Source organism: Yimella radicis (assembly GCF_054778255.1).
The window spans coordinates 180386-206124 of record NZ_BAAGZR010000007.1; the positions used below are offsets into that span (position 1 = coordinate 180386).

24 protein-coding genes are annotated in these 25739 nt (G+C 66.1%); 2 read left to right on the forward strand and 22 right to left on the reverse strand.

All coding sequences use genetic code 11. From position 1 onward, the window contains the following. Window positions 1-230: 230 nt before the first annotated feature. The 12 genes from ACYU8W_RS05400 to ACYU8W_RS05455 form a co-directional block, all read right to left on the reverse strand. Complete coding sequence (locus ACYU8W_RS05400) at window positions 231-620, reverse strand: cytidine deaminase (protein WP_499467280.1); 390 nt, start codon at window positions 618-620, stop codon at window positions 231-233. Then, window positions 620-1891, reverse strand: coding sequence for an ABC transporter permease (locus tag ACYU8W_RS05405; RefSeq protein WP_499467281.1), 1272 nt, complete (start codon window positions 1889-1891; stop codon window positions 620-622). The genes ACYU8W_RS05400 and ACYU8W_RS05405 overlap by 1 nt, the downstream gene beginning before the upstream one ends. After that, window positions 1888-3066 carry an ABC transporter permease gene (locus tag ACYU8W_RS05410; RefSeq protein WP_499467283.1) on the reverse strand — a complete coding sequence of 393 codons (1179 nt, stop codon included), beginning with the start codon at window positions 3064-3066 and terminating at the stop codon, window positions 1888-1890. Before ACYU8W_RS05410 ends, ACYU8W_RS05405 begins: the two co-directional genes overlap by 4 nt. Further along, entirely contained in the window at window positions 3063-4631 is a 1569-nt protein-coding gene (locus tag ACYU8W_RS05415; RefSeq protein ID WP_499467285.1) for an ABC transporter ATP-binding protein, read from the reverse strand. Before ACYU8W_RS05415 ends, ACYU8W_RS05410 begins: the two co-directional genes overlap by 4 nt. A 164-nt stretch (window positions 4632-4795) precedes the next feature. Then, on the reverse strand, window positions 4796-5875 hold the full coding sequence (locus tag ACYU8W_RS05420; protein ID WP_129625893.1) for a BMP family lipoprotein: 1080 nt from the start codon (window positions 5873-5875) through the stop codon (window positions 4796-4798). 189 nt (window positions 5876-6064) lie between these two features. After that, complete coding sequence (locus ACYU8W_RS05425) at window positions 6065-7276, reverse strand: amidohydrolase (RefSeq protein WP_239701258.1); 1212 nt, start codon at window positions 7274-7276, stop codon at window positions 6065-6067. Between the two features lie 12 nt (window positions 7277-7288). Then, complete coding sequence (locus ACYU8W_RS05430; RefSeq protein ID WP_499467287.1) at window positions 7289-7690, reverse strand: barstar family protein; 402 nt, start codon at window positions 7688-7690, stop codon at window positions 7289-7291. Beyond that, window positions 7687-8169 (reverse strand): guanyl-specific ribonuclease, encoded by a 483-nt coding sequence (locus tag ACYU8W_RS05435; RefSeq protein ID WP_499467289.1) that lies wholly within the window; start codon window positions 8167-8169, stop codon window positions 7687-7689. The genes ACYU8W_RS05430 and ACYU8W_RS05435 overlap by 4 nt, the downstream gene beginning before the upstream one ends. After that, a complete protein-coding gene (locus ACYU8W_RS05440; RefSeq protein WP_499467291.1) occupies window positions 8169-9746 on the reverse strand; it encodes an acyl-CoA mutase large subunit family protein in 1578 nt (525 codons plus the stop codon). Before ACYU8W_RS05440 ends, ACYU8W_RS05435 begins: the two co-directional genes overlap by 1 nt. A gap of 140 nt (window positions 9747-9886) precedes the next feature. Then, entirely contained in the window at window positions 9887-10813 is a 927-nt protein-coding gene (locus tag ACYU8W_RS05445) for a hypothetical protein (protein WP_499467293.1), read from the reverse strand. A 147-nt stretch (window positions 10814-10960) separates the two neighbouring features. After that, entirely contained in the window at window positions 10961-12034 is a 1074-nt protein-coding gene (locus ACYU8W_RS05450) for a quinone-dependent dihydroorotate dehydrogenase (protein WP_499467295.1), read from the reverse strand. Between the two features lie 81 nt (window positions 12035-12115). Next, window positions 12116-13222: a mannose-1-phosphate guanylyltransferase gene (locus ACYU8W_RS05455; RefSeq protein ID WP_499467297.1), complete on the reverse strand. Its 1107-nt coding sequence runs from the start codon at window positions 13220-13222 to the stop codon at window positions 12116-12118. A 142-nt stretch (window positions 13223-13364) separates the two neighbouring features. On the opposite strand from ACYU8W_RS05455, the gene ACYU8W_RS05460 reads away from it, so the two are divergent. Then, window positions 13365-14447, forward strand: coding sequence for a glycosyltransferase family 4 protein (locus ACYU8W_RS05460; protein ID WP_499467299.1), 1083 nt, complete (start codon window positions 13365-13367; stop codon window positions 14445-14447). A 55-nt stretch (window positions 14448-14502) separates the two neighbouring features. Here the strand turns inward: ACYU8W_RS05460 and ACYU8W_RS05465 are convergent, their stop codons facing one another. From ACYU8W_RS05465 to trpS, 5 genes are all read right to left on the reverse strand, one after another. Beyond that, entirely contained in the window at window positions 14503-15243 is a 741-nt protein-coding gene (locus tag ACYU8W_RS05465) for a succinate dehydrogenase/fumarate reductase iron-sulfur subunit (protein ID WP_499467301.1), read from the reverse strand. Continuing rightward, window positions 15243-17228, reverse strand: a complete 1986-nt coding sequence (locus tag ACYU8W_RS05470; protein ID WP_239701250.1) for a fumarate reductase/succinate dehydrogenase flavoprotein subunit — start codon at window positions 17226-17228, stop codon at window positions 15243-15245. Before ACYU8W_RS05470 ends, ACYU8W_RS05465 begins: the two co-directional genes overlap by 1 nt. A 16-nt stretch (window positions 17229-17244) precedes the next feature. Then, complete coding sequence (locus ACYU8W_RS05475) at window positions 17245-17961, reverse strand: succinate dehydrogenase cytochrome b subunit (protein WP_239701249.1); 717 nt, start codon at window positions 17959-17961, stop codon at window positions 17245-17247. 259 nt (window positions 17962-18220) lie between these two features. Further along, window positions 18221-18766, reverse strand: coding sequence for a 2'-5' RNA ligase family protein (locus ACYU8W_RS05480; RefSeq protein ID WP_499467304.1), 546 nt, complete (start codon window positions 18764-18766; stop codon window positions 18221-18223). Beyond that, complete coding sequence (trpS, locus tag ACYU8W_RS05485; protein WP_499467306.1) at window positions 18763-19776, reverse strand: tryptophan--tRNA ligase; 1014 nt, start codon at window positions 19774-19776, stop codon at window positions 18763-18765. The genes ACYU8W_RS05480 and trpS overlap by 4 nt, the downstream gene beginning before the upstream one ends. A gap of 98 nt (window positions 19777-19874) precedes the next feature. On the opposite strand from trpS, the gene ACYU8W_RS05490 reads away from it, so the two are divergent. After that, window positions 19875-21158 (forward strand): hypothetical protein, encoded by a 1284-nt coding sequence (locus ACYU8W_RS05490; protein ID WP_499467308.1) that lies wholly within the window; start codon window positions 19875-19877, stop codon window positions 21156-21158. A gap of 20 nt (window positions 21159-21178) precedes the next feature. Here ACYU8W_RS05490 and ACYU8W_RS05495 read toward each other — a convergent pair whose 3' ends face one another. Genes ACYU8W_RS05495 through ACYU8W_RS05515 form a run of 5 tightly spaced genes read right to left on the reverse strand, consistent with a single transcriptional unit; the run spans window position 21179 to window position 25692 of the window. Beyond that, window positions 21179-21973 (reverse strand): HAD-IIA family hydrolase, encoded by a 795-nt coding sequence (locus tag ACYU8W_RS05495; protein WP_499467310.1) that lies wholly within the window; start codon window positions 21971-21973, stop codon window positions 21179-21181. 52 nt (window positions 21974-22025) lie between these two features. After that, complete coding sequence (locus ACYU8W_RS05500) at window positions 22026-23120, reverse strand: glycosyltransferase (protein WP_499467312.1); 1095 nt, start codon at window positions 23118-23120, stop codon at window positions 22026-22028. Window positions 23121-23130: 10 nt separating this feature from the next. Then, entirely contained in the window at window positions 23131-23799 is a 669-nt protein-coding gene (locus ACYU8W_RS05505; protein ID WP_499467314.1) for a phosphatase PAP2 family protein, read from the reverse strand. Next, window positions 23726-24745, reverse strand: coding sequence for an RNA-binding protein (locus ACYU8W_RS05510; RefSeq protein ID WP_499467315.1), 1020 nt, complete (start codon window positions 24743-24745; stop codon window positions 23726-23728). The genes ACYU8W_RS05505 and ACYU8W_RS05510 overlap by 74 nt, the downstream gene beginning before the upstream one ends. Then, a complete protein-coding gene (locus ACYU8W_RS05515) occupies window positions 24742-25692 on the reverse strand; it encodes a glycosyltransferase family 2 protein (RefSeq protein ID WP_499467317.1) in 951 nt (316 codons plus the stop codon). The genes ACYU8W_RS05510 and ACYU8W_RS05515 overlap by 4 nt, the downstream gene beginning before the upstream one ends. Window positions 25693-25739 lie beyond the last annotated feature (47 nt).

Sequence of the window (25739 nt, forward strand, 5' to 3'; positions counted from 1 at the left end):
ACAGCGTGCGCATCCGGACGTAATCCGGGCCTTTGTACGTAACCTGCGCAAACTTCGAACTCCCCCGCCCCAGGCAGGCGATGTGGGCAAACAGAGCCGTCCACCCCCGTCCGTCCAAGCCTGCTTGAGAACTCGGCACCCCGGAAAGCCCACCGCCGGAAGGCGATACGGAACCGCCTGACAACGACCGGCCCTGGGCGGTCATCTCACCGGGTTTCGGCGCCCTGCGGTCAGGTGAGGTTGTCGGGACCGAAGGCCTGGGGCAGTACTTCGGACATCGGCTTCACCCCGAGCGGGGTCTGCAGCAGGCACTCCGGCCCCCCGTGTTCCCACAAGAGCTGGCGGCAGCGTCCGCAGGGCATGAGCGCGGACTCGTCACCGCCGACGCAGTAGACCGCGGTCAGGCGTCCACCGCCGGTGCGGGCCAGTTCACTGACCATCCCGCACTCGGCACACAGGCCGACGCCGTAGGACGCGTTCTCGACATTGCAACCCGACACGATGCGCCCGTCGTCGACCAAGCCGGCGACGCCGACCGGGAAATTGCTGTACGGCGCGTACGCGGTGCGCATCGCCTCGATCGCCTTGCGGTGCAACACTTCCCAGTCGATGTCAGACATCAGCCGGCCTGTCCCTTCCGATAGACCTGTCCGTCGGCCGCGGGCATTCGCAATCGCTGCGAGGCGACGGCCATCACCAACAAGGTGGTCACGTACGGGGTCATCGAGGTGAACTGGGTGGGCACCGAGTCACTGGTGAAGTAGTAGTACAGCAGCGCGGCACCGAGCACCAGTCCGAGGACACCGGAGATGATCCGCTTGTTGCGGATCAGCTGCCACAGACCGATCAGGATCAGCGTGACGGACACCGCGAGCAGCAGCGCGTGCAGCGTCGGGCCACCCTGACGCAACTGAATCGCGTCGGTGTAGCCGAACAGCAGTGCTCCGACGGCGAGGCCGATCGGCTGCCAGTTGCCGAAGATCATCGCGGCAAGGCCGATATAGCCACGTCCGCCGGTCTGTCCCTCGACGTAGCCGTTGCCGGCGACCATCGCCAGGAACGCGCCGCCCAGGCCGGCGAGGCCGCCGGAGATCAGCACGGCGACGAACTTGTACATCAGGACGTTGATACCGAGAGTCTCTGCGGCCCAAGGGTTCTCACCGCAGGAACGCAGACGAAGACCGAAGGTGGTGCGCCACAGCACGAAGATCGAGCCGATGACCAGTGCCACCGCGAGCACGGTGAGCATCGACAGGTTGGTGCCGAGGCCGCCGAGGATACCGGCGACGTCGGAGACGAAGAACCAGTGTTCGGTCTCGATGTCCTTCAGCGCGTCCACCCCCGGGACGCTGAACGACCAGACGTCGTCCAAGGCCGGCGACTGCGTCGGACCGCCGCCCTCCATCGTGGAGAAGACGCGGTCGGCAAGGTATTTGGCAAGACCCAGGCCGATGATGTTGATCGCGACGCCGGAGACGATGTGGTCGACGCCGAACACCACGGTCGCGAGGGCGTGCAGTGCGCCACCGAAGGCGCCGCCGAGGATGCCGCAGATGATGCCGACGACCACGCCACCCTTGATCGTGCCGAACGCCGCCGCCCAGGTGCCGAGGATCATCATTCCCTCGAGACCGATGTTGACGATGCCGGCCCGCTCCGCCCACAGACCACCGAGCGCGGCGAGCGCGATCGGGACGGCCAGAGCGAGGGCTGCGGCGATCGCACCGGAGGAGTCCATGTCGTTCGCGCCGGAGATGGTGCGCAGGATCGACAGCAGCAGGACGACCGCGAAGATCGCCAGGCCGGCCCGCGCCCACTTGCTCGTGGGCAGTGCGAAACGCGAAGGCGTACCGGTGTCGCGGCGCTTGCGGGTCAACGTTGGCGTGCTCATGCCGAGGCTCCTTGTGCTGCGACGGGCGACGGGGTGGCGGCCAACTGCTGGGCCACCTTCCTACGCTCGGCTCGAACACCGATGCGACGGACGATCTCGTAGGCGATGATCACGGCGAGCACCATGATGCCCTGGATGATGTTCACCAACGCCGGACTCACTCCGGCGTTGATCTGCAAGCTGTTCGACTGCGCGTTCAGGAACGCCCAAAGGAACGCACCGAAGGCGATACCGACCGGGTGGTTACGACCGATCAGCGCGACCGCGATGCCCGCGAAGCCGAGGCCTGCCTGGCTGTTGGTGCCATACGCGTAGTCATTGCCGAACAATTGCGGCATGCCGATCAGACCGGCCACCGCGCCGGAGATCACCATCGCGGTCAGCGTCATCTTCTTGACGTTGATGCCGCTGGCGACCGCGGCCGTCTCGGAGGACCCGGTGGTGCGCAGATCGAAGCCGAACCGGGTGCGTCCTAGGACGAACCAGTAGAGAACGCCGACCACCACCGCGAGCAGCGACAGACCGAACACATTGCTGAAGTCGGTGTTCCAGAACGGCAGTGCGGGCACGTGCGAGCTCTCCGGGATCCGCTTGGTGGACGTGGCGTTCGATCCCTCCACCGACGTGGCGGTGCGGGTGAGCAGCCAGGCCACCAATCCGGTCGCGATGGAGTTCAGCATGATCGTCGAGATGACCTCGGAGACACCACGCTTGACCTTCAGGATGCCTGCGATCCAGGCCCAGAACGCGGCCGCGATCATCGCGACGACGATCGCGACGATCACGTTGAGGGGACCGGGCAGCCAGGCGTTGCCGGCGAACCACGCGGCCGCGAACATACCGACGCGGTACTGCCCGTCGACGCCGATGTTGAACAGGTTCATCCGGAACCCGATCGCGACCGCGGCACCGGACAGGTAGAGGACGGCGGTGTCGTTGAGGATCGTGGCCGGCATCCCCTCGGCGGGCGTCGACAGGAAGACCTTCCACACCGACCCGATCGGGTCGCCGGAGATCAACAACACCAGCGAGGTGATGACGACGGCGACGGCGATCGCCAACAACGGCGCGAGGACGGCCAGTCCGATCTTCTGCCAGTCGACGGTCTTCCTTGACACGTTCGCCGACTTGGTCTTCGTGCCGGTCTTTGCGTCGGACGTCGGGCTGTTGCTCACGAGGCCCTCTCTTCGTCGTGCGAGGCGCCGGTCATGGCGGCGCCGAGGTCTTCGGCGGTGACCTTCGAGGGCTCGAACTCACCGGACAGGCGTCCACGCAGGATGACTCGGATGGTGTCGGACAAACCGATCAACTCGTCCAGGTCGGCCGAGATCAGCAGCACCGCCAGGCCTTCGCGGCGCGCGTCGCGGATGTGGTCCCAGATCGCGGCTTGCGCGCCGACGTCGACACCGCGGGTCGGGTGGGCGGCGATGAGCACCTTGGGGTTGTGGCTCATCTCGCGCCCGACGATCAGCTTCTGCTGGTTACCGCCGGACAGAGAGCTCGCCATCACGTTGATCGAAGGGGTGCGGACGTCGTACTGCTCGACGATCCTGACAGTATCGGCCTGAGCTGCCTTGGGAGACAACATCATTCCCTTGGAGTTCGGTTCCTCGGTCTGGTGCCCGAGCATCCGGTTCTCCCACAACGGAGCTTCGAGCACGAGTCCGTGACGGTGACGGTCCTCGGGGATGAAGCCCACGCCCGACTCACGGATGCGGCGGGTGTCCCAGTCGGTGATGTCCTGGCCGAGGTAGGTGATGCGCCCGGCGCTGAGTTCGCGTATGCCCATGATGACCTCGACCAACTCCGCCTGGCCGTTGCCTTCGACACCCGCGATGCCGAGCACCTCTCCGGCGTGGATCGTCAGGTCGATGTCGCTGAGGACCGGCGCGACGCCGAGTTCGCGCAGGCTGAGGCCGCGGACGTCCAGGACGACCTTGTCTGTGACCGTCGACTCGGTGGTCTCGGGTGTCGGAAGCTCGGAGCCAACCATCATCTCGGCGAGTTGCCGCGAGGTGATCTGCTTGGGATCGGCGGTGCCGACTGTGGTGCCGCGACGGATGACAGTGATCTCGTCGGCGACCTTGCGCACCTCGTCCAGCTTGTGCGAGATGAAGATGACCGTCAGGCCTTCGCCCTTGAGCCCGATGAGGTTGTCGAAGAGTTCGTCGACCTCCTGCGGCACGAGCACCGCGGTCGGCTCGTCGAGGATGATGATCTTCGCGCCACGGTAGAGCACCTTGAGAATTTCTACCCGCTGGCGATCGCCGACGCCGAGCTTCTCGACCAGGTCACCGGGACGGATGCCGAGGCCGTAGGTCGCCGAGATCTCCTCGATCTTGGCGCGCGCCTTGGCGCCGATGCCGTGCAGCTTCTCGGCGCCGAGCACGACGTTCTCGAGCACCGTCAGGTTGTCGGCAAGCTTGAAGTGCTGGAACACCATGCCGATGCCGGCGGCGATGGCATCCGAGGGGCTGTTCAGCGGGACGACCTTGCCGTCGATGGCGATCGTGCCCTCGTCCTGTTTCTGCACCCCGTACAGGATCTTCATCAGCGTGGATTTACCGGCGCCGTTCTCACCGACGAGCGCGTGGATCGTGCCGCGGCGCACGGTGATGTCGATGTCCTTGTTGGCCACGACGCCCGGGAAGCGCTTGGTGACGCCGCGAACCTCGACGGCATTGTCGATCCCGGTGGACGGTGTCGGGGACGGACGGTCCTGCGGAGCGTCCTTGCTCAACTCGGCGATGATGCACTCTCCTGCTCGGTGCCCGAAGGCAGCCCGTGACCGGCCTCACAAAAGCCGAAGCCCGGTGCGCACCATATACGACGCACCGGGCCGCGGCCATTTGCTCATGAACTACTCGGACGACAGCTCGCAGGTCATCGTCCGAACGAGTCGTCTCAGGCGGACGGGACCTTGATGGAGCCGTCCTCGATGCCCTTCTTCAGCTCGTCGAGCTTGCCCTGGATGTCCTTGATGTGGCCACCCGTGGTCGACAGCGAAACGCCACCCTCCTTGAGGCTGTAGACGCTGTTGCCGCCCTTGAACTTGCCCTCGTGCACAGCCTTGAGGAAGTTGTACACACCGACGTCGACACCCTTGACCATCGAGGTCAGGATGATCGGCCGCACTGCTGCCGGGGCGGTCAACGCCTGGTCGGAGTCGACACCGATGGCCCACTTGCCTGCGCCGGCCGCCTTGGTCGCTTCGAAGACGCCGTCACCGGACTTGCCGGCAGCGTGGTAGACGATGTCGGCGCCGTTCTGGAACATGCCCTGCGCGGCGGTCTTGCCCTTGGCCGGGTCGGCGAAGCCGCTGAACTCCGGCGGCTGGGTCAGGTAGGTGCGGTCGATCTTGATGTTCGGGTTGACCTTCTTCGCACCAGCGACGTAGCCGGCCTCGAACTTCTTGATCAGCGGCACCTCGACGCCGCCGACGAAACCGATGTGTCCGCTCTTGCTCTTCAGCGCGGCGGCGGCACCAGCGAGGTAGGAGCCCTCGTGCTCGGTGAAGGTGATCTGGTCGACGTTCGCACCCTTGGAGTCGGGCGAAGCGTCGTCGACCATCGCGAAGCTGACCTTCGGGAACTGCTTGGCGACCTTGCCGATGGCCGGCGCATAGGCGAAGCCGACGGCGACGATCGCGTTGTTGCCCGACTGCGCAAGCTGCTGCAGACGCGAGACGCGTGCGGCGTCGTTCTCACCGTGGTTGGCCGAGACGTCGGAGGTGGTGAGGTTGAACTCCTTCTTCGCCTTGTCGACACCCGCGGCGGCGGAGTCGTTGAAGGAGTGGTCACCGCGGCCACCCACGTCGAAGGCGAGGGCGACCTTGAGGGCACCCTTCGAGTTCGAGGCCGAGCCGCTGTTCGAGCCCGCGGGGGCCGAGCTGTTCTCGTCGCTCTTGTTCGAGCCGCAGGCGGTCATGCCGAGCGACAACATCGTGACGGCCGAGGCGACCGCAAGCTTCTTCACCGTGCGCACGGTGTCTCCTTCTGGTTCTCGGGGGTTTCCCGGACGCGACGTGTCATCGCATCCCGGGACCGCCGGCCCGCATGATGTACCGGGCAAGCGGTCCGAACTCTACCCCCGGGTAGAAGCCCGGTCAGTCCGTTCCCGGGGAACCGTTACCGAACGGTCACCGGCCGTCCAACCAGGTCTGCTATCGCCGGTTCAGTGCTCGGTCGGACGCACCAGCGCGGCCCCGGCGAGCAGCCGAGCGCCGATCCCGATGGCCCGTTCGTCGACCACCAGATCACCCTGGTGCAGCTCGAACGTCTTGCCACCGGGAGTACGTGTGCCCAGGCGTGCCATGGCTCCGGGACGGTCGCGCAGCATCCAGCTGAAGTCCTCACCGCCCATCGACTGACGGGTCGGGACGACCGAGTGCGGCCCCACAGCGCGCAGGCTCGCCAGGCTCAGCGCGCTGACCGCGTCCGCGTCGTTGACGACCGGCGGGACGCCGCGGACGTGACGCACCTCGACCTTGACCTTGTAGGGCGCGGCGATCTCGTGGATGGTCGGCTCGATGAGCGCCCCGACCTCGTCCCACGCCTGGGCGTCCAGGATGCGCAGCGTGCCGTGTGCCTCGCCGACCGCAGGGATGACATTGCTGGCGTTACCAGCGTGCACCTCGCCCCAGACCAGGGTGGCCCCGGCGCGAGGGTCGATCCGGCGCGAGATGACGGCGGGCAGTTCGCTGATGATCTTCGCGAGCGCGAACACGACGTCCTGGGTCAGGTGCGGGCGGCTGGTGTGACCGCCCCGTCCGCTGACCATGACGTGGATGCCGTCGCACGCCGCGGTGATCGGGCCGGCGGCCAATCCGACCGTGCCGACGTCGATGTGCGGGTCGCAGTGCACGGCGAACACGCGGTCGACGCCGTCGAGTGCGCGCTCTTCAAGGACGGTGTGCGCGCCTCCGGGCACGACCTCCTCGGCCGGCTGGAAGATGAACCGGACCGCTGTGCCGAGCTCGGTGAGTTCGTCCTCGTGCTTCTTCATCGCCAGCGCCGCACCCAGCACCGCAGAGGTGTGGACATCATGACCGCACGCGTGGCAGATGTTCGCCGAGCGGGACGCGAACTCCAGACCGGTGCGCTCCGGGATCGGCAGCGCGTCCAGGTCGGCGCGCAGTGCGGAGCGGAAGGACGGCTGGGCCGGGCCGACCTCAGCGACCAGACCGGTGCCGTCGAACTCGCGGACGCAGATGCCCGCGGCGACGAGGGTGTCGCGCACCCGCTGGGTGGTGTGGTGCTCCTGGAACGCGATCTCGGGGTGCTGGTGGAAGTGGCGACGCACTTCGATCAGCTCGGGCTCGAGCGCGGTGACCTGCGCAGCGAGCCGGTCGATCAGGGTCGCGGTGGCAGAAGCAGTGGTGGTCACAACCGATGGAGTCTACGGCTTGTCGGTGTCGCGACCGGCAGCGCCCGAGGTCGCAACGACCACGAACGGCTGCGGACCGAGGTCGACCCGCTCGGTGAAGATCTGCCGGACGACCTCCAGATCGTGCTCGGCGAGATGATGCGCACCGTCGAACACCACCAGGGTGCCGGGCTCGTGCTGGATGTCGTCGATGCAGTCGGCGAGGGCGTCCCAGTTGTGCCCGAACCAGTCCGGCAGGTCGAACGCGTCCGCGCACTTGTCGAGGAAGGCGGCCTTGTCGGTCGGTGCCTCCAGAGCAAGGACGACCACGGTCCAGCCGGCCCGCTCCCCGACAGCCGCGATCTCCCGCACGCTGCGCTGCGAGCGCAGGACGGCGGACTCCTTGCGCGCCAGCCTGACGGTCAGGCTGCTCATCGGATGATCCTCCGGAAGCTGTCGTAGTGGTCGGACGTGTAGTACATCGCGCCGTCCCTGCCGGCCACGATGCGCCGGGCGCCCCGGTCGGACTCACCGGGCGTCCTGACCGTGTACTCCTTGTAGTAGCCGACCTTCTGCTTGGGCAGGTGCCCTTCCAGATTGCGGTAGGTCTTGCCGTCGTCGCGGGGGTAGGGGAACGGGCCGCCGTCGTCGATGAGTTTGATCGTCGCCTTGGCCTGGGTGGGCAGCTCGGCATAGTCGACCGTGCGCAGGCCGTCTTTCGCGGTGGGGGTCGTGGACGTGCTGGTGGTGCGTTCGTAGCTGCGCGTCGATGCCGCGTCCTTGCTGTCGCTGCCCTGGCAGTTGGTGAGCAGCGTCGCAGCAAGCACGATCATCAGCAGACTCAAGCAGATCGCCATGAAGTGACTGCCGAGGAAGGACGCCTTACGTCGGGTGCCGCTGACCAGGTCTCGCATCAGAACTGTTCGCGCGGGACGTACATCCCCCAGACATCGCGCAGCGCGCTGCTGACCTCTCCCCCGGTGGCGCGGGCGGCGAGCGCCTCGCGCATCGGGAAGAGGACGTTGTCGGTGCCTTCGGCAGCCTTGCGCAGAGCGTCCAGACCCTTGGTGACGGCGGCGTTGTCACGCTCCTTGCGCAACTGTTCGAGGCGCGCAGCCTGCTCGGCCTCGATGGCCGGGTTCACACGCAGCGGTTCGTACTTGTCGTCCTTGTCGATGGTGAACCGGTTGAGCCCGACGACCGTGCGCTCCTTGCTGTCGATCTCGAGTGCGATCGCGTAGGCCGAGCGTTCGATCTCCGACTTCTGGAAGCCCTCCTCGATCGCCTTCACCGCACCGCCCTTGTCCTCGACCTGCTGCATGAGCGCGTTGACGGCGTCCTCGATGTCGTCGGTGAGCGCCTCCACGACGTAGCTGCCGGCGAACGGGTCGACGGTCTTGGTCACGTCGGTCTCGTAGGCGATCACCTGCTGGGTGCGCAGCGCGAGACGGGCGGCCTTCGCGGTCGGCAGTGCGATGGCTTCGTCGTAGGAGTTGGTGTGCAGCGACTGGGTGCCGCCGAGCACGGCACCCAGGCCCTGCAGGGCGACCCGGACCAGGTTGACCTCGGGCTGCTGGGCGGTGAGCTGGACGCCGGCGGTCTGGGTGTGGAAGCGCAGCATCTGCGACTTGGGATTCTGAGCGCCGAACTCCTCCTTCATGATCCGCGCCCAGATGCGGCGGGCTGCGCGGAACTTCGCGACCTCCTCCAGCAGCGTGGTGCGGGCGACGAAGAAGAAGGACAGGCGGGGTGCGAAGTCGTCGACGGCGAGGCCGGCGGCCATGGCGGCACGGACGTACTCCTTGGCGTTGGCGAGGGTGAACGCCACCTCCTGCACGGGCGTCGCGCCGGCCTCTGCCATGTGATAGCCGCTGATCGAAATGGTGTTCCACCTGGGAATCTCGTTGTGGCAGTAGGCAAACACGTCGGACGTCAGGCGCAACGACTCGGCCGGCGGGTAGATGTACGTGCCGCGGGCGATGTACTCCTTGAGCACGTCGTTCTGGATCGTGCCGGTCAGCTTGTCGGCCGCGATGCCCTGTTGCTCAGCGGTCAGCTGGTACATCAGGAGCAGGGTGCTGGCCGGGGCGTTGATGGTCATGCTGGTGCTGACCTCATCGAGCGGCAGCCCGTCGAAGAGCAACTGCATGTCGTCGATGCTGTCGATCGCGACGCCGACCTTGCCGACCTCGCCATGGGCCAGTTCGGCGTCGGAGTCGTAGCCCATCTGGGTCGGCAGGTCGAACGCGACCGAGAGGCCGCCGGTGCCGTTGGCGACGAGTTCCTTGTACCGCTCGTTCGACTCCTTGGCGGTGCCGAAGCCGGCGTACTGGCGCATCGTCCACGGACGGCCGGTGTACATCGACGGGTAAACGCCACGGGTGAACGGGTACCGGCCCGGCTCCCCCAGCTGCGTCGCCGCGTCGAAGTCGGCGAGCGCGGACGCGTCGTAGAGCGCCTCGAACGGCAGATCGGACTCAGTTGTGGCCATGTTCACAGCCTAGTCAGCGGGTTCCTCGGCTGGATCGAGTCGAGGCGAACGGCCGGGACGGCTCGCCGAACGGCGTCCCCCTCACGAGTGTCAGACCGTTTGCGTCCCGCACGACGCAATGGGTCTGACACTCGGCACGGTCAGTCTGTCCATCCCCCAGCACGTAGTGCTCGAGCCAGTTGCTCGTAGAACTCATCGGCGCCCGTCCGCACAGCAAGCGTCGTGAACTTCAGTACGCGTTCGTCACGAAGCGTCGACTCGTTCTGCTTCAGCGCGTCCGAGGTCGCCCGTTCGGGAAGCTGATGCTGGACACCGTCCACCTCGACGACGACCCCGAACTCAGGCCAACGGACGTCCAGGAACCACCGACCGCCCGGACGCTTCAAGACCTGCTGTCGGACGGGTTCGGGTAGACCGCGGCGACGACACTCGCGCGCGAAGTCGATCTCACCGAGGGCTTCGCAGCCGCCGGCGATCTCGTCGACCAAGGCTCGGATGAAGCTGTTGCGACGGTGCCGCGGCAGGGACGCTGCTGGTTGCCGCAGGTCCTCGGCTCGTATGAGCCGCTGCTGCACGGACATGGCGAGGACGGTCGCGGCGGCACGGTCGCTGATGGCCCATCGTGCCGCACGCACCGCCGCGATCTCAGGAACTACGAGGCGTAGACCGTCGAGCTGGACGACGTCCACTGGATCCCAGCACCGAAGGACGTGGACGCATGAATCGCGCCGCCTGCGCACCTTCGCTCCTCGGGCAGCAGAGACATGTACCTGGCCGTCGTCGAAGTTCTCCAGGCCGAAGAATCGCAATGCGGTCAGCCCGTCCAGGGCACAGTCAGGAGAACTGTTGGACAGAAGCCGCCGCCATTCGCCGCGTTCGCTCAGGTGCTGGCCGACGACCCTGATCGCCCGCCCGTCGACGACTACTCGCCCTTGCGCCCGCTCTTTGCGGATCGCCTGGGCGTCCATCCCGAGTCGAGCGGCGTCCGCGCGTGTCAGAACTCCGTCCTGATCCTCCGCCATGCGAACGGCGCGGCGACGAGCGTCCAGATTCTTCGCAGTACCCATGCGTAGAACGTCGTGGTGTGGCGAGCGCCCCGAAACCCATGCAGCCGACCCTGTGGATGACCGCGTCCGACAAGCGCCCCTGTGGACACCGAGTGTCAGACGATGAACGTCGCCAACGACGTGAAACGCCTGACACTCGGGAAGCGGTCAGCCGAGAGCGCGGTTAAGGTCGCCGACCAACGCCGGACCGCCGTAGATGAAGCCGCTGTACACCTGGATCAACGACGCACCCGCATCGATCAGGGCCTTCCCGTCGTCTGCGGTCATCACCCCGCCGACGCCGATCACTGGCAGAGACGATCGGGACGCGACCCGCTCGACGACGTAGCGGGCGCGGCGAGTGAGGGGAGCGCCGGAGAGGCCGCCGGCCTCACTCGCGAGCGGCAGGTCAGCGTCCGCCAGTCCGTCGCGAGAAAGCGTGGTGTTGGTGGCGATGAGCGCGCTGACGTCGGCCCGCTGGGCGACCTCGAGGACGTCGTCGATCGCTTCGTCGGTGAGATCCGGGGCGATCTTGAGGAAAATCGGCGTCGGCTTAGCGCGCTTACGAGTCGATGCCAATCGCGTTGTCTCAGTGACGAGTTCGGCAAGCAGCTCCGCGAGCGGTTCCTTGTCCTGCAGCGTGCGCAGCCCGGGAGTGTTCGGGCTGGAAACATTGACGGCGATGTAGTCGGCGTACTCGTCGACCGCGCGCAGCGAGGTCAGGTAGTCCTCGACCGCCTCTTCCACCGGGGTGACCTTCGTCTTGCCGATGCTCACGCCCACCGGGATCGGAAGCTTGCCGGCGAGCGCCAGGGCGTCGGCGAGGTGCTGTGCGCCGAGGTTGTTGAACCCCATCCTATTGATGATCGCCTGGCTCTCGGACAGCCGGAACAGGCGCGGCTTGTCGTTGCCGGGCTGCGGCTGTGCGGTCACGGTGCCGAGTTCGGCGTGCCCGAAACCGAGCGCACCCCAGGCCTTCGCGCCCACACCGTCCTTGTCGACGCCGGCTGCCAGACCGACCCTATTGGGGAACCGGATACCGGCGATCGTCACGGGCGCCGTCTGCACCGCCGTCGCCCGGGACAGTGCCTTGAGCGCCGAGGGACGGCCGCTCAAAGCCTGGATCTGCTTCAGCGTCGCGTGGTGGGCAGTCTCGGCGTCGCCTTCACCCATCCGGAACAGCACCGGACGCATCAGCTTGCGATAGCCCAGATCGAACACTCGCGCGCGTGTGTCAGCCATGGTCACCGAGCGTACGACGCGTACCGGAGGGATCGGGAAGTGGTGGCTACTGCAACCACTTGCCTCGACTACGGGTGTAGCTCAGGTGAGGTCTTCGCGGCCGGACAGTTTGAGCTTCTCGACGATCTTCTTGACGTCCTGGGCCCGGTCACGGGTGGTCACCAGGACGGCGTCCGGGGTGTCGACCACGACGATGTCGTCCAAACCGAGGGCCACAACCGTGCGCCCCGATCGGGGGGCGACGACACCGGTGGAGTCCTGCATGAACACGAGTTCGCTCTCGCCGAGCACCTTCACGCCGGGCGCATCGGCCGATTCCACCAAGACCGAAGCGAGAGAGGCGAAATCGCCCACGTCGTCCCACCCGAAGGCACCGGGCACCACCGCGACCTTGCCATCGACGGCGGCCGGCTCGGCGATGGCCGGGTCGATCGCGATCTTGGTCAGGCGCGGCCAGAGCTCGTTGAGGCGCATCGGGTTGTTCGCGATCGAACGCAGATGGTGGGCCATAACCGGCTGGTACTGACCGAGCATGTCGAGCAACACGGACGCCTTGACCACGAACATCCCTGCGTTCCAGCGGTATTCGCCGCTGGCGACGTACTGTTCCGCGGTTTCCCCGTCGGGCTTCTCCACGAACGCCTTCACACTCAACGCAGACGGCGCGCTCTCGATTCCGAGTGCCTCACCGGTCTGGATGTAACCGAATCCCGTTGCCGCATGGGTGGGCTCGATCCCGATCGTCACCAGCTTGCCGGTGCGGGCGACCTCGACCGCCTCACGAACGCACTGATGGAACTCCTCGTCGTCGGTGATGACATGGTCGGCCGCGAACGAGCCGATCACCGCTTCCGGATCCACCTGCTCCAGCAACGCCGCGGCCAGCCCGATCGCAGGCATCGACTCACGCGCAGACGGCTCGACCAGTAGGTCGTCCGGTCCGAGTTCGGGCACCTGCTCACGCACCGCCTCGGCGTGCCGCGCCCCGGTCACGACCATCATCCGCGGACCGCACAACGGCGTCAGCCGGTCGACCGTCGACCTGATCAGCGACTTGCCCGATCCGGTCAGGTCGTGCAGGAACTTCGGCGACCCGGCACGCGACAGCGGCCACAGGCGCGTCCCGGATCCCCCGGCCGGAACCACAGCGAAAAAGCCCGGGATCTCGCCGGGGCTCAGGTCAGTCATGCCCGAACGCTAACCCATCCCGTTCACCTGACTCTCACCTAGCCGTCGACCCGTCTGCGTTGTGAGTCCACTCACGTCCAGCACTGTGTAAGTCGTGCGAGTTGCGATCGTGACCGAGTCGTTCCTGCCCAGTCTCAATGGCGTGACCACAAGTGTCTGCCGGGTGCTGGATCACCTGGCCGACCGTGGCCACGAGGCCGTCGTCATCTGTCCCGGACCGGCTCCGGAGTCGTACCGCGGTTTCCCCGTACGCACTGTCCAGGGCCTCACCCTTCGCCAGTTCCGCGTCGGCCTACCGACGACCGATCTGGAGCGCATCCTGCGCGAGGTCCGACCGGACGTCGTCCATGCGGCATCCCCGTTCGGCCTCGGCTGGCGAGGGCTTGCTGCCGGACGCAACCTCGGAATTCCCACGGTGGCGATCTACCAGACCGACATGCCGAGCTATCTCGCCCAGCACGCAGGCCCGTTGCGTGGCAGGATCTCCAACGTCTCCTGGCGCTGGATCCGCCACCTGCACTCACTCGCCGATATCACTCTGGCGCCTTCGTCGGCGACCCTCGCCGAGTTGGCCAAGCACGGCGTTCCCCGCGCCGCGTTGTGGAGTCGCGGTGTCGATACCGCGCTCTACTCCCCCGAACTCAAGACGTCGGACGAGGTACGCGCGTTGCGCGCTGGCGTCGCACCGAACGGAGAGACGATCGTCGGCTACGTGGGACGGTTGGCGCAGGAGAAGCAGCTACACCGCCTCGCTGAAGTCGCCGACCTACCGAACACGTCGCTTGTCGTCGTCGGCGACGGTCCGTCACGGGAGAAGCTCGAGCAACTGCTGCCGAAGGCGCACTTCCTCGGTTTCCGCCAGGGACTGCCTCTGGCGCAGGCGTACGCCGCGCTCGACGTCTTCGTCCACACCGGCGTGAACGAGACCTTCGGGCAGACGCTGCAAGAAGCGATGGCTGCCGGGCTCCCGGTCGTTGCTCCTGCAGCGGGCGGTCCGCTCGACATCGTGAAACCGGGCGTCACGGGGTACCTGTTCGACCCTGACGCAGCAGGAGCACTACGCGCGAGCGTGAACAGCCTGGTGATCGACCCTGCCCTACGCGAGCGGATGGGTGACAGCGCACACCGCAAGATGGAAGCCCGATCCTGGTCCGGAGTGGTCGATGAACTGATCGGTTACTACGGAGCGGTCGTGACGCCGTCCTACTCTCGTCCGGCTGCCTGACACGAAAAGCAACCGGCCGGCAGATCGATCTGCCGGCCGGTCAAATGCGCAATCGTCAGGCGTGCTTCTTGGCCTTGCGGAAGTCCGCGTTCAGTTGGCTGATGACGTCCAGCGGGATCTCCTTCGGGCACGCAGCGGCGCATTCACCGATGTTGGTGCAACCGCCGAAACCGTCATGGTCGTGCTGATTGAGCATCGACACCACGCGCGAGTCGCGCTCGGCCTGGCCCTGCGGCAGCTCACCGAGGTGGGTGACCTTCGCACCGAGGAACAACATGCCGGACGCGTTCGGGCAGGCCGCCACGCACGCGCCACAGCCGATGCAGGTGGCGGTGTCGAACGCACGGTCGGCGGCGACCTTCGGCACCTGCATGTTGTTGGCTTCGACGGCAGCACCGGTGTTGACCGAGATGTAGCCGCCGGCCTGGATGATGCGGTCGAACGCGGAACGGTCGACCACCAGGTCACGCACCATCGGGAACGCCGACGCGCGCCACGGCTCGATCGTGATGGTCTCGCCGTCGCGGAACGAGCGCATGTGCAACTGGCAGGTCGTCGTGACCTCCGGCCCGTGCGCTTCGCCGTTGATCATCAACGAGCACGCGCCGCAGATGCCCTCGCGGCAGTCGCTGTCGAAAGCGATCGGCTCCTCGCCCTTGGCGATCAGTTCCTCGTTGAGCACGTCGAGCATCTCCAGGAACGACATGTCCTCGGAGATGTTCGTGACCGGGTAGGTGACGAGTTCGCCCGCGGTGTCGGGGCCGTCCTGGCGCCAGATCTTGAGAGTCAGATTCATTACTTGTAGCTCCGCTGCTTCAGCTCGATCGAGTTGTAGACAAGGTCTTCCTTGTGCAGGATCGGCGCGTTCGGGCCGCCGGAGGGCTCGCCCTCGAACTCCCAGGCCGCGACGTACAGGAACTCGTCGTCATGACGCAGCGCCTCACCGTCCTCGGTCTGGCTCTCCGCTCGGAAGTGGCCTCCACACGACTCGCGTCGGTGCAGGGCGTCGATGCACATGAGCTCACCCAGCTCGAGGAAGTCGGCGACACGGCCGGCCTTCTCCAGCGACTGGTTGAGCGTGTTGGCCGAACCGAGCACCCGCACATTGCGCCAGAACTCCTCGCGCAGACCGCGGATGAGGTCGATCGCCTTGCGCAGACCTTCCTCGGAGCGCTCCATGCCGCAGTACTCCCACATGATGTTGCCGAGTTCCTTGTGGAAGGAGTCGACGGTGCGCTCGCCGTTGATCGACAGCAACTTCTGGATTCGACCTTCGACCGACTGACGCGCCTCGACGACTGCGGGGTGGTCCTCGGTGACCGGCTCGAAGGGCCCTTCCGCGAGGTAGTCGCGGATCGTGTTGGGCAGCACGAAGTAGCCGTCCCCCAGGCACTGCATCAGCGACGAGGCACCCAGCCGGTTTGCACCGTGGTCGGAGAAGTTGGCCTCGCCGACCGCGTACAGACCCGGGATCGAGGTCTCGAGGTCGTAGTCGACCCAGAGGCCACCCATCGTGTAATGCACAGCCGGGTAGATACGCATCGGCACCTTGTACGGGTCCTCGCCGGTGATGCGGGCGTACATGTCGAACAGGTTGCCGTACTTCGCCTTCACCGCAGCCTCACCCATCCGCGAGACGGCATCGGCGAAGTCGAGGTAGACGCCGCGACGGAAGTCACCGACCATCGGGCCGACGCCGCGTCCCTCGTCGCACATGTACTTCGCCTGGCGCGAGGCGATGTCACGCGGGACGAGGTTTCCGAACGCCGGGTAGATGCGCTCGAGGTAGTAGTCGCGGTCTTCCTCGGGGATGTCGCGCGGGTCCTTGTCGCAGTCTTCCTTGCGCTTGGGCACCCAGATGCGCCCGTCATTGCGCAGCGACTCCGACATCAGCGTCAGCTTCGACTGGTGGTCGCCGGAGACCGGGATGCAGGTCGGGTGGATCTGCGTGTAACACGGGTTGGCGAAGTAGGCACCCTTGCGGTGCGCGCGCCAGGTGGCCGTGACGTTGCAGCCCATCGCGTTGGTCGACAGGAAGAACACGTTGCCGTATCCGCCGGTGGCGAGCACGACCACGTCGGCGAGGTGGGTCTCGATCTCACCGGTGACCATGTCGCGCGCGATGATGCCGCGAGCCTTGCCGTCGACAACGATCAGCTCGAGCATCTCGTGGCGCACGTACTCCTTGACCGTGCCGGCCGCGACCTGACGCTCCATCGCCTGGTAGGCACCGATCAGCAACTGCTGGCCGGTCTGACCACGGGCGTAGAACGTGCGGGCCACCTGCACACCACCGAACGAACGGTTGTCGAGCAGGCCGCCGTAATCACGCGCGAACGGAACACCTTGCGCCACGCACTGGTCGATGATGTTCGTCGACACCTCGGCCAGGCGGTAGACGTTGTTCTCGCGGCTGCGGTAGTCGCCGCCCTTCACGGTGTCGTAGAAGAGTCGGTAGACCGAGTCGCCGTCGTCGTTGTAGTTCTTGGCCGCGTTGATGCCACCCTGGGCGGCGATCGAGTGGGCACGACGCGGGCTGTCCTGGTAGCAGAACGCCTTCACGTTGTAACCGGCCTCGCCCATGGTGGCGGCGGCGGAGGCTCCGGCCAGGCCGGTGCCGACGATGATCACCGACAGCTTGCGTCGGTTGGAGGGGTTGACGAGCTTGTTCTCGAACTTCGCCTTCGTCCACCGCTCCCCGATCGGAACGTCGGTGGGCGCCTTGGTGTCGGCGATGTTGTCGCCGAGGCGGTACATGTCGTCGATGAGCGTGTCAGTCATATGAATTCGAAGTCCCTTAGTCGATCACGCCGAAGAGGATGAACAGGGGCGGCAGCGCGAACCCGACGGCGACGATCAGCGCGATCGCGGTGGCCGCGGTCTTCGCGATCTTGCGGGCCTGCGGGGTGCCGGTGAAGCCGAGCGTCTGGCAGGCGCTCCAGATGCCGTGGTGCAGGTGCATGCCGAGCGCGACCATCGCGAGGATGTAGATCAGCACCATCCACCAGGCGCCGAAGCTGTGCACGACGAGCTGGTAGGGGTTCTGGGTGATCGCAGCGGCCTGGCCGCCCTCGCCCACATTGATCTTGCCGATCGTGAAGTGCAGCAGGTGCCAGATCACGAACAGCAGCAGCGCAACGCCGCCCCAACGCATCCACTTGGAGGAGAACGAGGCGGCGACGGTCTTCTTGACCGCATACTTCTGCGGACGCGCCTGGTTGGCGCGCTTCCACAGCTGCGAGGCGCTGTAGACGTGCGCGATCAGAGCGAGCAGCAGGACGACGCGGAAGATCCACAACAGGCCGCCGTACGGGAGCATCGGCTCACCGAAGGTACGCAGGTGGTGGGCGTAGGTGTTGAAGGCCTCTTCGCCCGAGAACACCTTGAGGTTGCCGTACATGTGCAGCAGGACGTAACCGACGAAAATCAGCCCACTGACGGCCATCAAGGTCTTCAGGAAGATGGTGCTGCCGGCCTTGCCTGTGCGCTTCGCAGGAAGGGTTTGAGTTGCCACGATGGCAGGGTATCGCCAGGCTGAACGTGTCGTCGGGTAAGGGGCACCTTTCATCGCGGCACTACGCCGGGCGGCAATGCTGCAACGCCGAGTGGCCCGCGACGAAAGACTGATTGGGGCTCAACCTGGCGTCCGAACAAAGCGGACCGAGTCGGCGCACCCTCACCGCGTGCGTGGGCGGCTCCCACCATCGCGGTGACCGGGGCCGCTCCTGCTTTGTGGCGTCGGCGTACACCCCGCAGGTCAGACTGCAGTCGTCTCAGCCACCCTGCGGTGCCGAGCCGAACTCGAAGCGGTCGACCGAGCGCCAGACACCGTCCGGGCCGTGCTCGTACAGGTCGAAACCGACGACGTCGAAGGTCGCCTTGAAATCGGCCAGTTCGTCGAAGGCCTCGTCCAGGGCGACGTCGTCCAGGTGGTGCGCGATGGTCACGTGTGGGTGGTACGGAAACTCCAGCTCGCGCTCGACGGGTCCTTGACGCACTCGCGACTCGAGTTGCTCGCACTCGCCGATTCCGCGCGACACCTGCACGAAGACGACCGGTGAGATCGGGCGGAAGGTGCCGGTGCCGCGCAGGATCATGCGGAACGGTTTCGAGGTCGCAGCCACCGTGCGCAGGTGCTCACCGAACGCCGGCAAATCGATCAGGCGCACGTCGGTCGGCGGCATCAGTGTGATGTGCGGGGGGACGGCGTCCGCGAGTGGATCACCCACTGCCTGGCGTACGGTGCGCAGCTGGCTCGCGTACGGAGTGGGAATCGGGATGGAGACGCCGATGGTCTTCATGTCTGCGGCTCGAATCATCGGGTTTGGATGAATCCCACCGCGTCGTAGACACGTGAGAGGGTCGGAGCAGCGATCTCGCGGGCCCGCTGTGCGCCACGCGCAAGGATCTCGTCCAGTTGGGCAGGGTCATCCATGTACATGTCGACCTTGTCCTTGAACGGCTCCTGCACCGAGCGGAAGAGGTCGGCGACGTCAGTCTTCAGCGCCCCGTACTTGTTCTCGCCTGCGTAACGCTCGACGAGCGCCTCGATCGACTCGCCGGAAAAGGCATGGTGGATGCGCAGCAGGTTGGCGATACCGGGCTTGTTCTCCGGATCCCAACGCACCGCGTTGTCGAGGTCGGTCACGGCCGACTTGATCTTCTTGGTGTTCGCCTTCGGCTCGTCGAGCATCATCAGGTTGCCGCGCTGGTCGTCGGCCGATTTGCTCATCTTCGCGGTCGGCTCCTGCAGGGACATGATCTTCGCCGCGTCGGCCGGGATGTGCGGCTCGGGCACCACGAACAGGTCGCCGTAGCGCGCATTCATCCGCTGCGCGAGGTCGCGGGTCAGCTCGAGGTGCTGGCGCTGGTCCTCCCCCACCGGCACCTTCTGCGCGTCGTACAGCAGGATGTCGGCGGCCATCAGCATCGGGTAGGTGAACAGCCCGACGTTGGTGCCCTCGGCGCCACGCTTGCCCGACTTGTCCTTGAACTGCGTCATCCGGCTGGCCTCGCCGAAACCGGTGAAGCAGTTCAGCACCCATGCGAGTTGTACGTGCTCAGGCACCTGCGATTGGACGAACACGGTCGACCGCTCGGGATCGATCCCGCCCGCGAAGTACTGAGCCGCGGTGAGCCGGGTGCGTGCGCGCAGTTGACCCGGCTCTGGCGTAACGGTGAGCGCGTGCTGGTCGACCACGCAGAAGATCGCGTCGAACTCCTCCTGCATCTTCACCCAGTTGACCTGGGCTCCGAGGTAGTTGCCGAGGTGGAGGGAGTCATGCGTGGGTTGCATGCCCGAGAAGATGCGAGGACGCGGGGCGGTCATGGAGGGTGATTGTTCCAAACGATCCGGTTGCACCGTCAGTCGGACCGGACTTTCCAGAAACCACCTGCGAACCCGCGCCCCCTTACTACAGTGGCGCCGTGTCAAGCCACCTGACTGCTTCTTCGACCTTCTTGCGCATTCGGCCGCGTGCCGCTCTGGCTCTGGTCTCGGTCATCGGCCTCGTGTTCCTGAGCACCCCCCGCTTCAACGGCTGGCCGCTGCTGCACCTCCACAAGGAAGACGGCACCGTCTTCCTTGCCGACTGGACGCGTCTCGGTTCGCAGTCCCTTTCTTCGACCTACACCGGATACCTGCACGCCGTGCCTCGAGTGTTCACCGCGATCGCGGCCAGCGTGGCACCGCCGCAGCTCTTCGCCGTGACCGTCGGGGTTCTCGCGGCGCTCTGGCGAGTCTGGCTGATGCTCATCTCCTTCGCGGCGTTGCGAAGCCGCTCGGTGCCGACGGCGAGAGCCATCGCGGCGAGCAGCCTGTTCATCTTCGTGCCGGTTGGGCAGCAGGAAGCACTTGCGAACCTCACCAATCTGCGCTGGTTCTGCGATGCCGCTCTGGTGGTGCTTCTGATCGGACGATTCCGCGGGCGGCTCGGCGCTGCGGCAGCCGTGACAGCGGTGGCATGTGTGCTGACGGACCCGTTGTCGCTCCTGCTGCTGCCGCTCGCGCTATGGGCAGCGGTACGTTCCGGCGGCTGGGCTCGGGTCACCCCGGTGGCAACCATTGTCGGCATCGCGTGCCACTTCGTCCTGATGGAAACCGGCGCACGCCAAGCCGACTGGTCGGGGTGGCTAGGCAACCCAGTCGCCCTTATCGAGCAGATCCTGGTGCGCGGGATCACCGAGCCGCAGTACGGCGAGACCGGCGCCGAAGTGTTGATCAAGCTGGTCGGGATACACCTCGCACTCGCAGCGCTTGTGCTTCCTCTTGCGGTCCTCCTGCTCGCACGTGACAGGTTGAGCTCCATTCTCGCGATCTGCGGTCTCTACCTGCTCGCGGCCACCTTGATGTTCACGACCCCTGAGCTGATCTCACTCGACCGGTGGTGGGGTGTCGGCCAGGCGTCACGCTATGCGGTGACACCGAGCATTCTCGTCGGCATGGCGTTGGTCCTGTCGTCAGCACGGATCGTCCGCACGCCTCGGCGACCGATCGCCGTCATTTGCCTGGCTGTCCTCACAGTGGCGACCCTGGCGGACGCGCAAGGCGACCGAAGGTCGTCCGACGGGCCGAGTTGGAGTTCGACGGTCAAGCACGGCCGGGCGGATTGTCAGCGTTCCAACGCCTCGACGATCACGCTGCCGGTCACGCCGGTGAATGACTCCACGAAGTGGACGACGACGCTTCCGTGCGCATGGTTGGAGCCCTAACCGTGCCCTAACCGCTGTGCTCAGGGGGCGAGCTCGCGCACCAGCGGCACCACATCTGCGATGGACTCACAGATTCGCGTCGGCACGAACGGGTACCGGTCCACCTTCTCCGGACGCGTCGAGCCAGTGAGTACGAGGATGGTGCGTAGCCCTGCTTCCAGTCCACTGCGAATGTCGGTGTCGAGGCGGTCGCCGATCATCACCGTCGTCTCCGAGTGCGCCTCGATCTGGTTCAGCGCACTGCGCATCATCAGCGGGTTCGGTTTACCGACGTAGTAGGGCTCGACGCCGGTGGCTCGAGCGATGAGCGCAGCGACCGCACCGGTCGCCGGCAGCTTGCCCTCGGTCGACGGTCCGCTGGCGTCCGGGTTGGTGCAGATGAACCGGGCACCGTTCTCGATCAACCGAATTGCCCGGGTGATCGACTCGAAGGAGTAGGTGCGGGTCTCCCCCAGCACCACGTAGTCCGGGTCGCGGCTCGACATCACGTAGCCGATGTCGTGGATCGCCGTGGTCAACCCCGCCTCACCCACGACGTACGCGGATCCACCCGGACGCTGGTCGTCCAAGAACTGTGCGGTCGCCAGCGCCGATGTCCAGAGCGCGTCCTCTGGCACCTCGATCCCACTGGCGCGCAAGCGTGCCCGGAGGTCGCGGGGCGTGTAGATCGAGTTGTTGGTGAGGACGAGAAAGCGGCGTCCGCTGTCCTGGAGCGCCTTGATGAACTCGGCCGCGCCAGGAATCGCGTGTTCTTCGTGCACGAGCACGCCGTCCATGTCGGTGAGCCACGTCGCCACAGGCTTGTCGTTCGTCATGCGTCCAGTATCCCGACGCCGACGCTGGCGGGACAGCTTGTGCTGTGGTGAGTCAGTTCACGAGTTCGTCGACGGCTCGGCGGATCGAGGCGATGAACGCTTCCTCGCTGAAGGTCGCGGCATGGTCGGTCACGTGGGCACGGTCGAGCGGCAACGAGGCGTGTCGACGGACCGCATCGACGATCTGGTCAGCTTCGGCCACTGGGAAGAAGTAGCCGCTCACCCCAGGCTTCACCGTGTCGAGATAGCCACCCGATTGCAGCGCGAGGGCAGGCGTGCCGAACGCCGCGGCCTCGATAACCGTCAAGCCGAAGTCCTCGCGGCTGGGCGCGACCAAGGCCCTCGCGTGAGCGTAGAGCCACCTCAGCTGGGCGTCCGGAATTCCCTCCAGCAGAACGCAATTCGCACCCATCGACGAACGGAGTCGATCGGCGATCGGTCCGCGCCCCACAATGACCAGCCGTTCGTCCGGCATCGAATTGAATGCGTCGATGGCCTTGTCCACGTTCTTGTACGGAAGTAGCCGCGACACGAGCAGATGGAAGTCGGGCCATCCACGCTGGACCACTTCAGCGGCGGGCTCCTGCAGACCGGCGGTCTCGACACGATGCGGTGGAAACAGCACGTCGGCGCTGATCCCGTACACCTGCTTGATGCGCTCCTGCACAACATGTGAATTGGCCAGGTAGCGATCAGCGGTCTTCGCGGCCAGCGCGTCCCAGCGTCTGAGGGCCGGTGTCATTGCCGAGAGCACCGGTTTGATCACACCCGCCTTCGTACCTAGGTATTCCTCCGGCAGATAGAGCCACCGAGCCGGCGAGTGACAGTAGACGAGCTTCTTTCCGGTGGTCGGGAATCCGTGGGCCCACCCGCTGGACGATGCGACGACGACATCAGCGTCGATCTTCACCTGAGAGGCGGCAGGGGCGAGAAACGGAAGCGCAATGCGGTGGTTGGTACGCAGTGCCCCCACTTTGTTGAGTGGAGACACGCGCACATCGGCATCTCGGAACTCAGGGAAGGTGGTGTCGGGTTCGTAGAGCGTGGTGTGCACCGGCGCTCCCGGAAACGCCTTCATCAGTGAAAGGACGACGCGTTCGGCTCCGCCGAGCTGTGTCAGGTAGTCGTGCGCAATCGCGATTCTCATGGCCGACCAATTATGGCTTCGCCTCGATCGGCGGATGCGTCTTGTCAAGCACGAGACGAACCGAAGAGACGACGGCAACCATGAGTGCCACCGATCCGATCGTGTCACTCGCGCGATGCACGAGCAGCATCAGATTGCCGAACATCGCCAGGACAACGCCGACACCGCACAGCGCCGCCAGCACGCCACGGCAATGCTGTGCGATGGCCATAACGATCAGTGGCGTCGCAGCCAACACGACGTGAGTCGACGGGAAGCTGTTACTCGGGAATCCACCGTGGTTGCCCAGATAGGGGCGCGGGAGGGCTTCCCGCAGCGCGAAGGCAACGGCGACGGTGACCGGCCACGACACCAGCAGGGTCAGCAACACGTCCAGCCTTCTGCGCCAGAGCACGAACACCACCGTCACGGTGGCCGAAACTGCGATCAGGGGCCGACGCACGAACCAACCGATGTCGTCCTGCGTCGCGCGATCGAAACCGGTCGTCCAGCCCCAGATCCGGTTGTCCAACCGCTGCCCCCACGGCGTGCACACAAACCACAGATAGGCCAGGACAAGCACGACGGCTGCCGCGAACGCTCGAGTGCGGTCGACGCTCGTGACCTCAGTGGCCCAGCGAGCGAGCGACCTCAGCTGCCGGCTCTCGTTCCGGTCGGTGCCAGGCTTGGGTGGGCTCACTCCCCCATGTTCTCAACTTGTAGCGGCTCCAGAAGTCGCGCACCCAACCGGGCGGGCTCGGATGCGTCACCCAGGCCGGCAATCCGCGATGCGCGGCCTCGAGCGATCCTGTGGAGAAGATGCTGACGACCGGTCGGCCGAGGTCGACCAGCGGTCGACCTGAGGTCTCGAAGTCGATTCCTGCGGCACGCATCACCCGGTGTGCAGCGCGCGACAACGCGTCCGACTCATTGGGGTGGGGGCGGTACGACAGCTCCCGGCCACGACAGAAACGTAGATACGCGCGCAGCGCGTCGTCCTTGCGCAGTTCGATGCCGTGCAGTTGGCCGAGCACGATGGGGCGTTCGTCGACAACGGTGGCGGCGGGCAACTGCGTTGCATTCCAGAGCATCTGGGAGCCGACGACCTCGGTGGTCACCCCCGGGGTGCGAGATCGCCAGTATTCGGCGTCCGCGTGCGTCCACGCGAGGAGATGGTCGCCTTGTGCGGCGGGAGGCGACCACGGGGTGAGCAGCCCGTGCTGCACGACGTTGAAGCGGACGCCGCGGCGCGAGGCCCACTGCTTGATGTCGCCGCTGAGGCCGAGATATGAGCCCAGCGACAGCACCTCGTCGATCGAAGGTTCGAGTTGTGCGGCGTCGGTGTACGCCACGGGTGTCCACGTACCGGCGACCGGCAGGTCGGGGTCGGCGAGCGCGGTCAGCACCGCAGTCGTACGCGGGTCGAGGTGCGCAAGCGGCGCGTGTGCTGCGAATCGGCAACTCGGGGTCATCAGATCGAGCACAACAAGCACGCGCGGTGTGCCCGGTGGGAGGTACAGCGTGGCCGACGGCGGCGTCACCGGCCGCAGCCTGACCTTCGCCGCCCGGAGACCGCCGCGCAGCCTGTTTCGCGAGTCACTCCAGTCGCGCCACTCCGCCAGATCGGTGAACTGCAATCCGGTCATCGAATTTCCCTGTAGGCGTCGTCGAGACCGACCGCCGGCTCGGGTGCCGGGAACGTGCCCCGCCAGGACTCGTACTGACCCTCCCACAGACCGATGGCGGCGCCTAACCGGGTCGCGATCGCAGGCCAATCCCGTTGTGCCGCAGGACGGCCCGCCATTCGTGCGGCGGCTACCACCGAGCGGGGCAGGTCGAGTCGCCAGGCGCCGCCCCGCAGGTGTGGCGACACGTCGTGCAGGTCGTGGCGATCACACAGTTGCATGTGGCCGCGAGCGGCGACCCGAGCGCGCCGGTAGAAGCCGCGCAGATCGCTCCGCTCCCGGATCGCGATGCGCATGGCCGGTGCACGATGCACCAGGTGTCCGGCACGCTCGGCCCGGATCGCCAGGTCGTTGTCCTCGTTGCCGAGGGTCATCGACGGGTCGTAGCCACGCAGATCCAGGTAGACAGACCGTCTGATGGCCAGGTTCCCGCCGAGCACGATCGGGTAATCGCTTGGTGCCGACCTGAGGTCCAGCGGTAGGAGCGACCTCTGCTCGAAGTACTCCGACCAGATGGCATCGACGGACGTGAACTCGGCGTCGGCGAGTGTGACATCGGAGCCGCACGCGAGGTCGACCGCATCGAGCGCCTCGGCACTGCGTGCCACCCAGTCCGGGGCGACGAGATCATCCGCATCACAAAAGAGCAGCTTCTCCGCGGCCGACTGAGCCACCCCGACATTGCGTGCGTAGCCGGCGCCGGCCATGTCATGCGCATCGGCAACCCGGAGTGCAGACACCGCATTCGCCCATGTCGAGGCGTACTCCGCCAGCCCGTCGGTCGACCGGTTGTCGACCAGCACCACTTCGAACTGTGGGGCGTCGACCTGCCGCGAGAGAGCTTCGAGTTGCAGACCGACGGTGCGAACGGCCTGGTGACAGGGAATCACGACAGTCACCTCGGTCATCGACGACATCGACCCCTCTCGCTCCGTCCCTAGTATTGGCGTCGGAA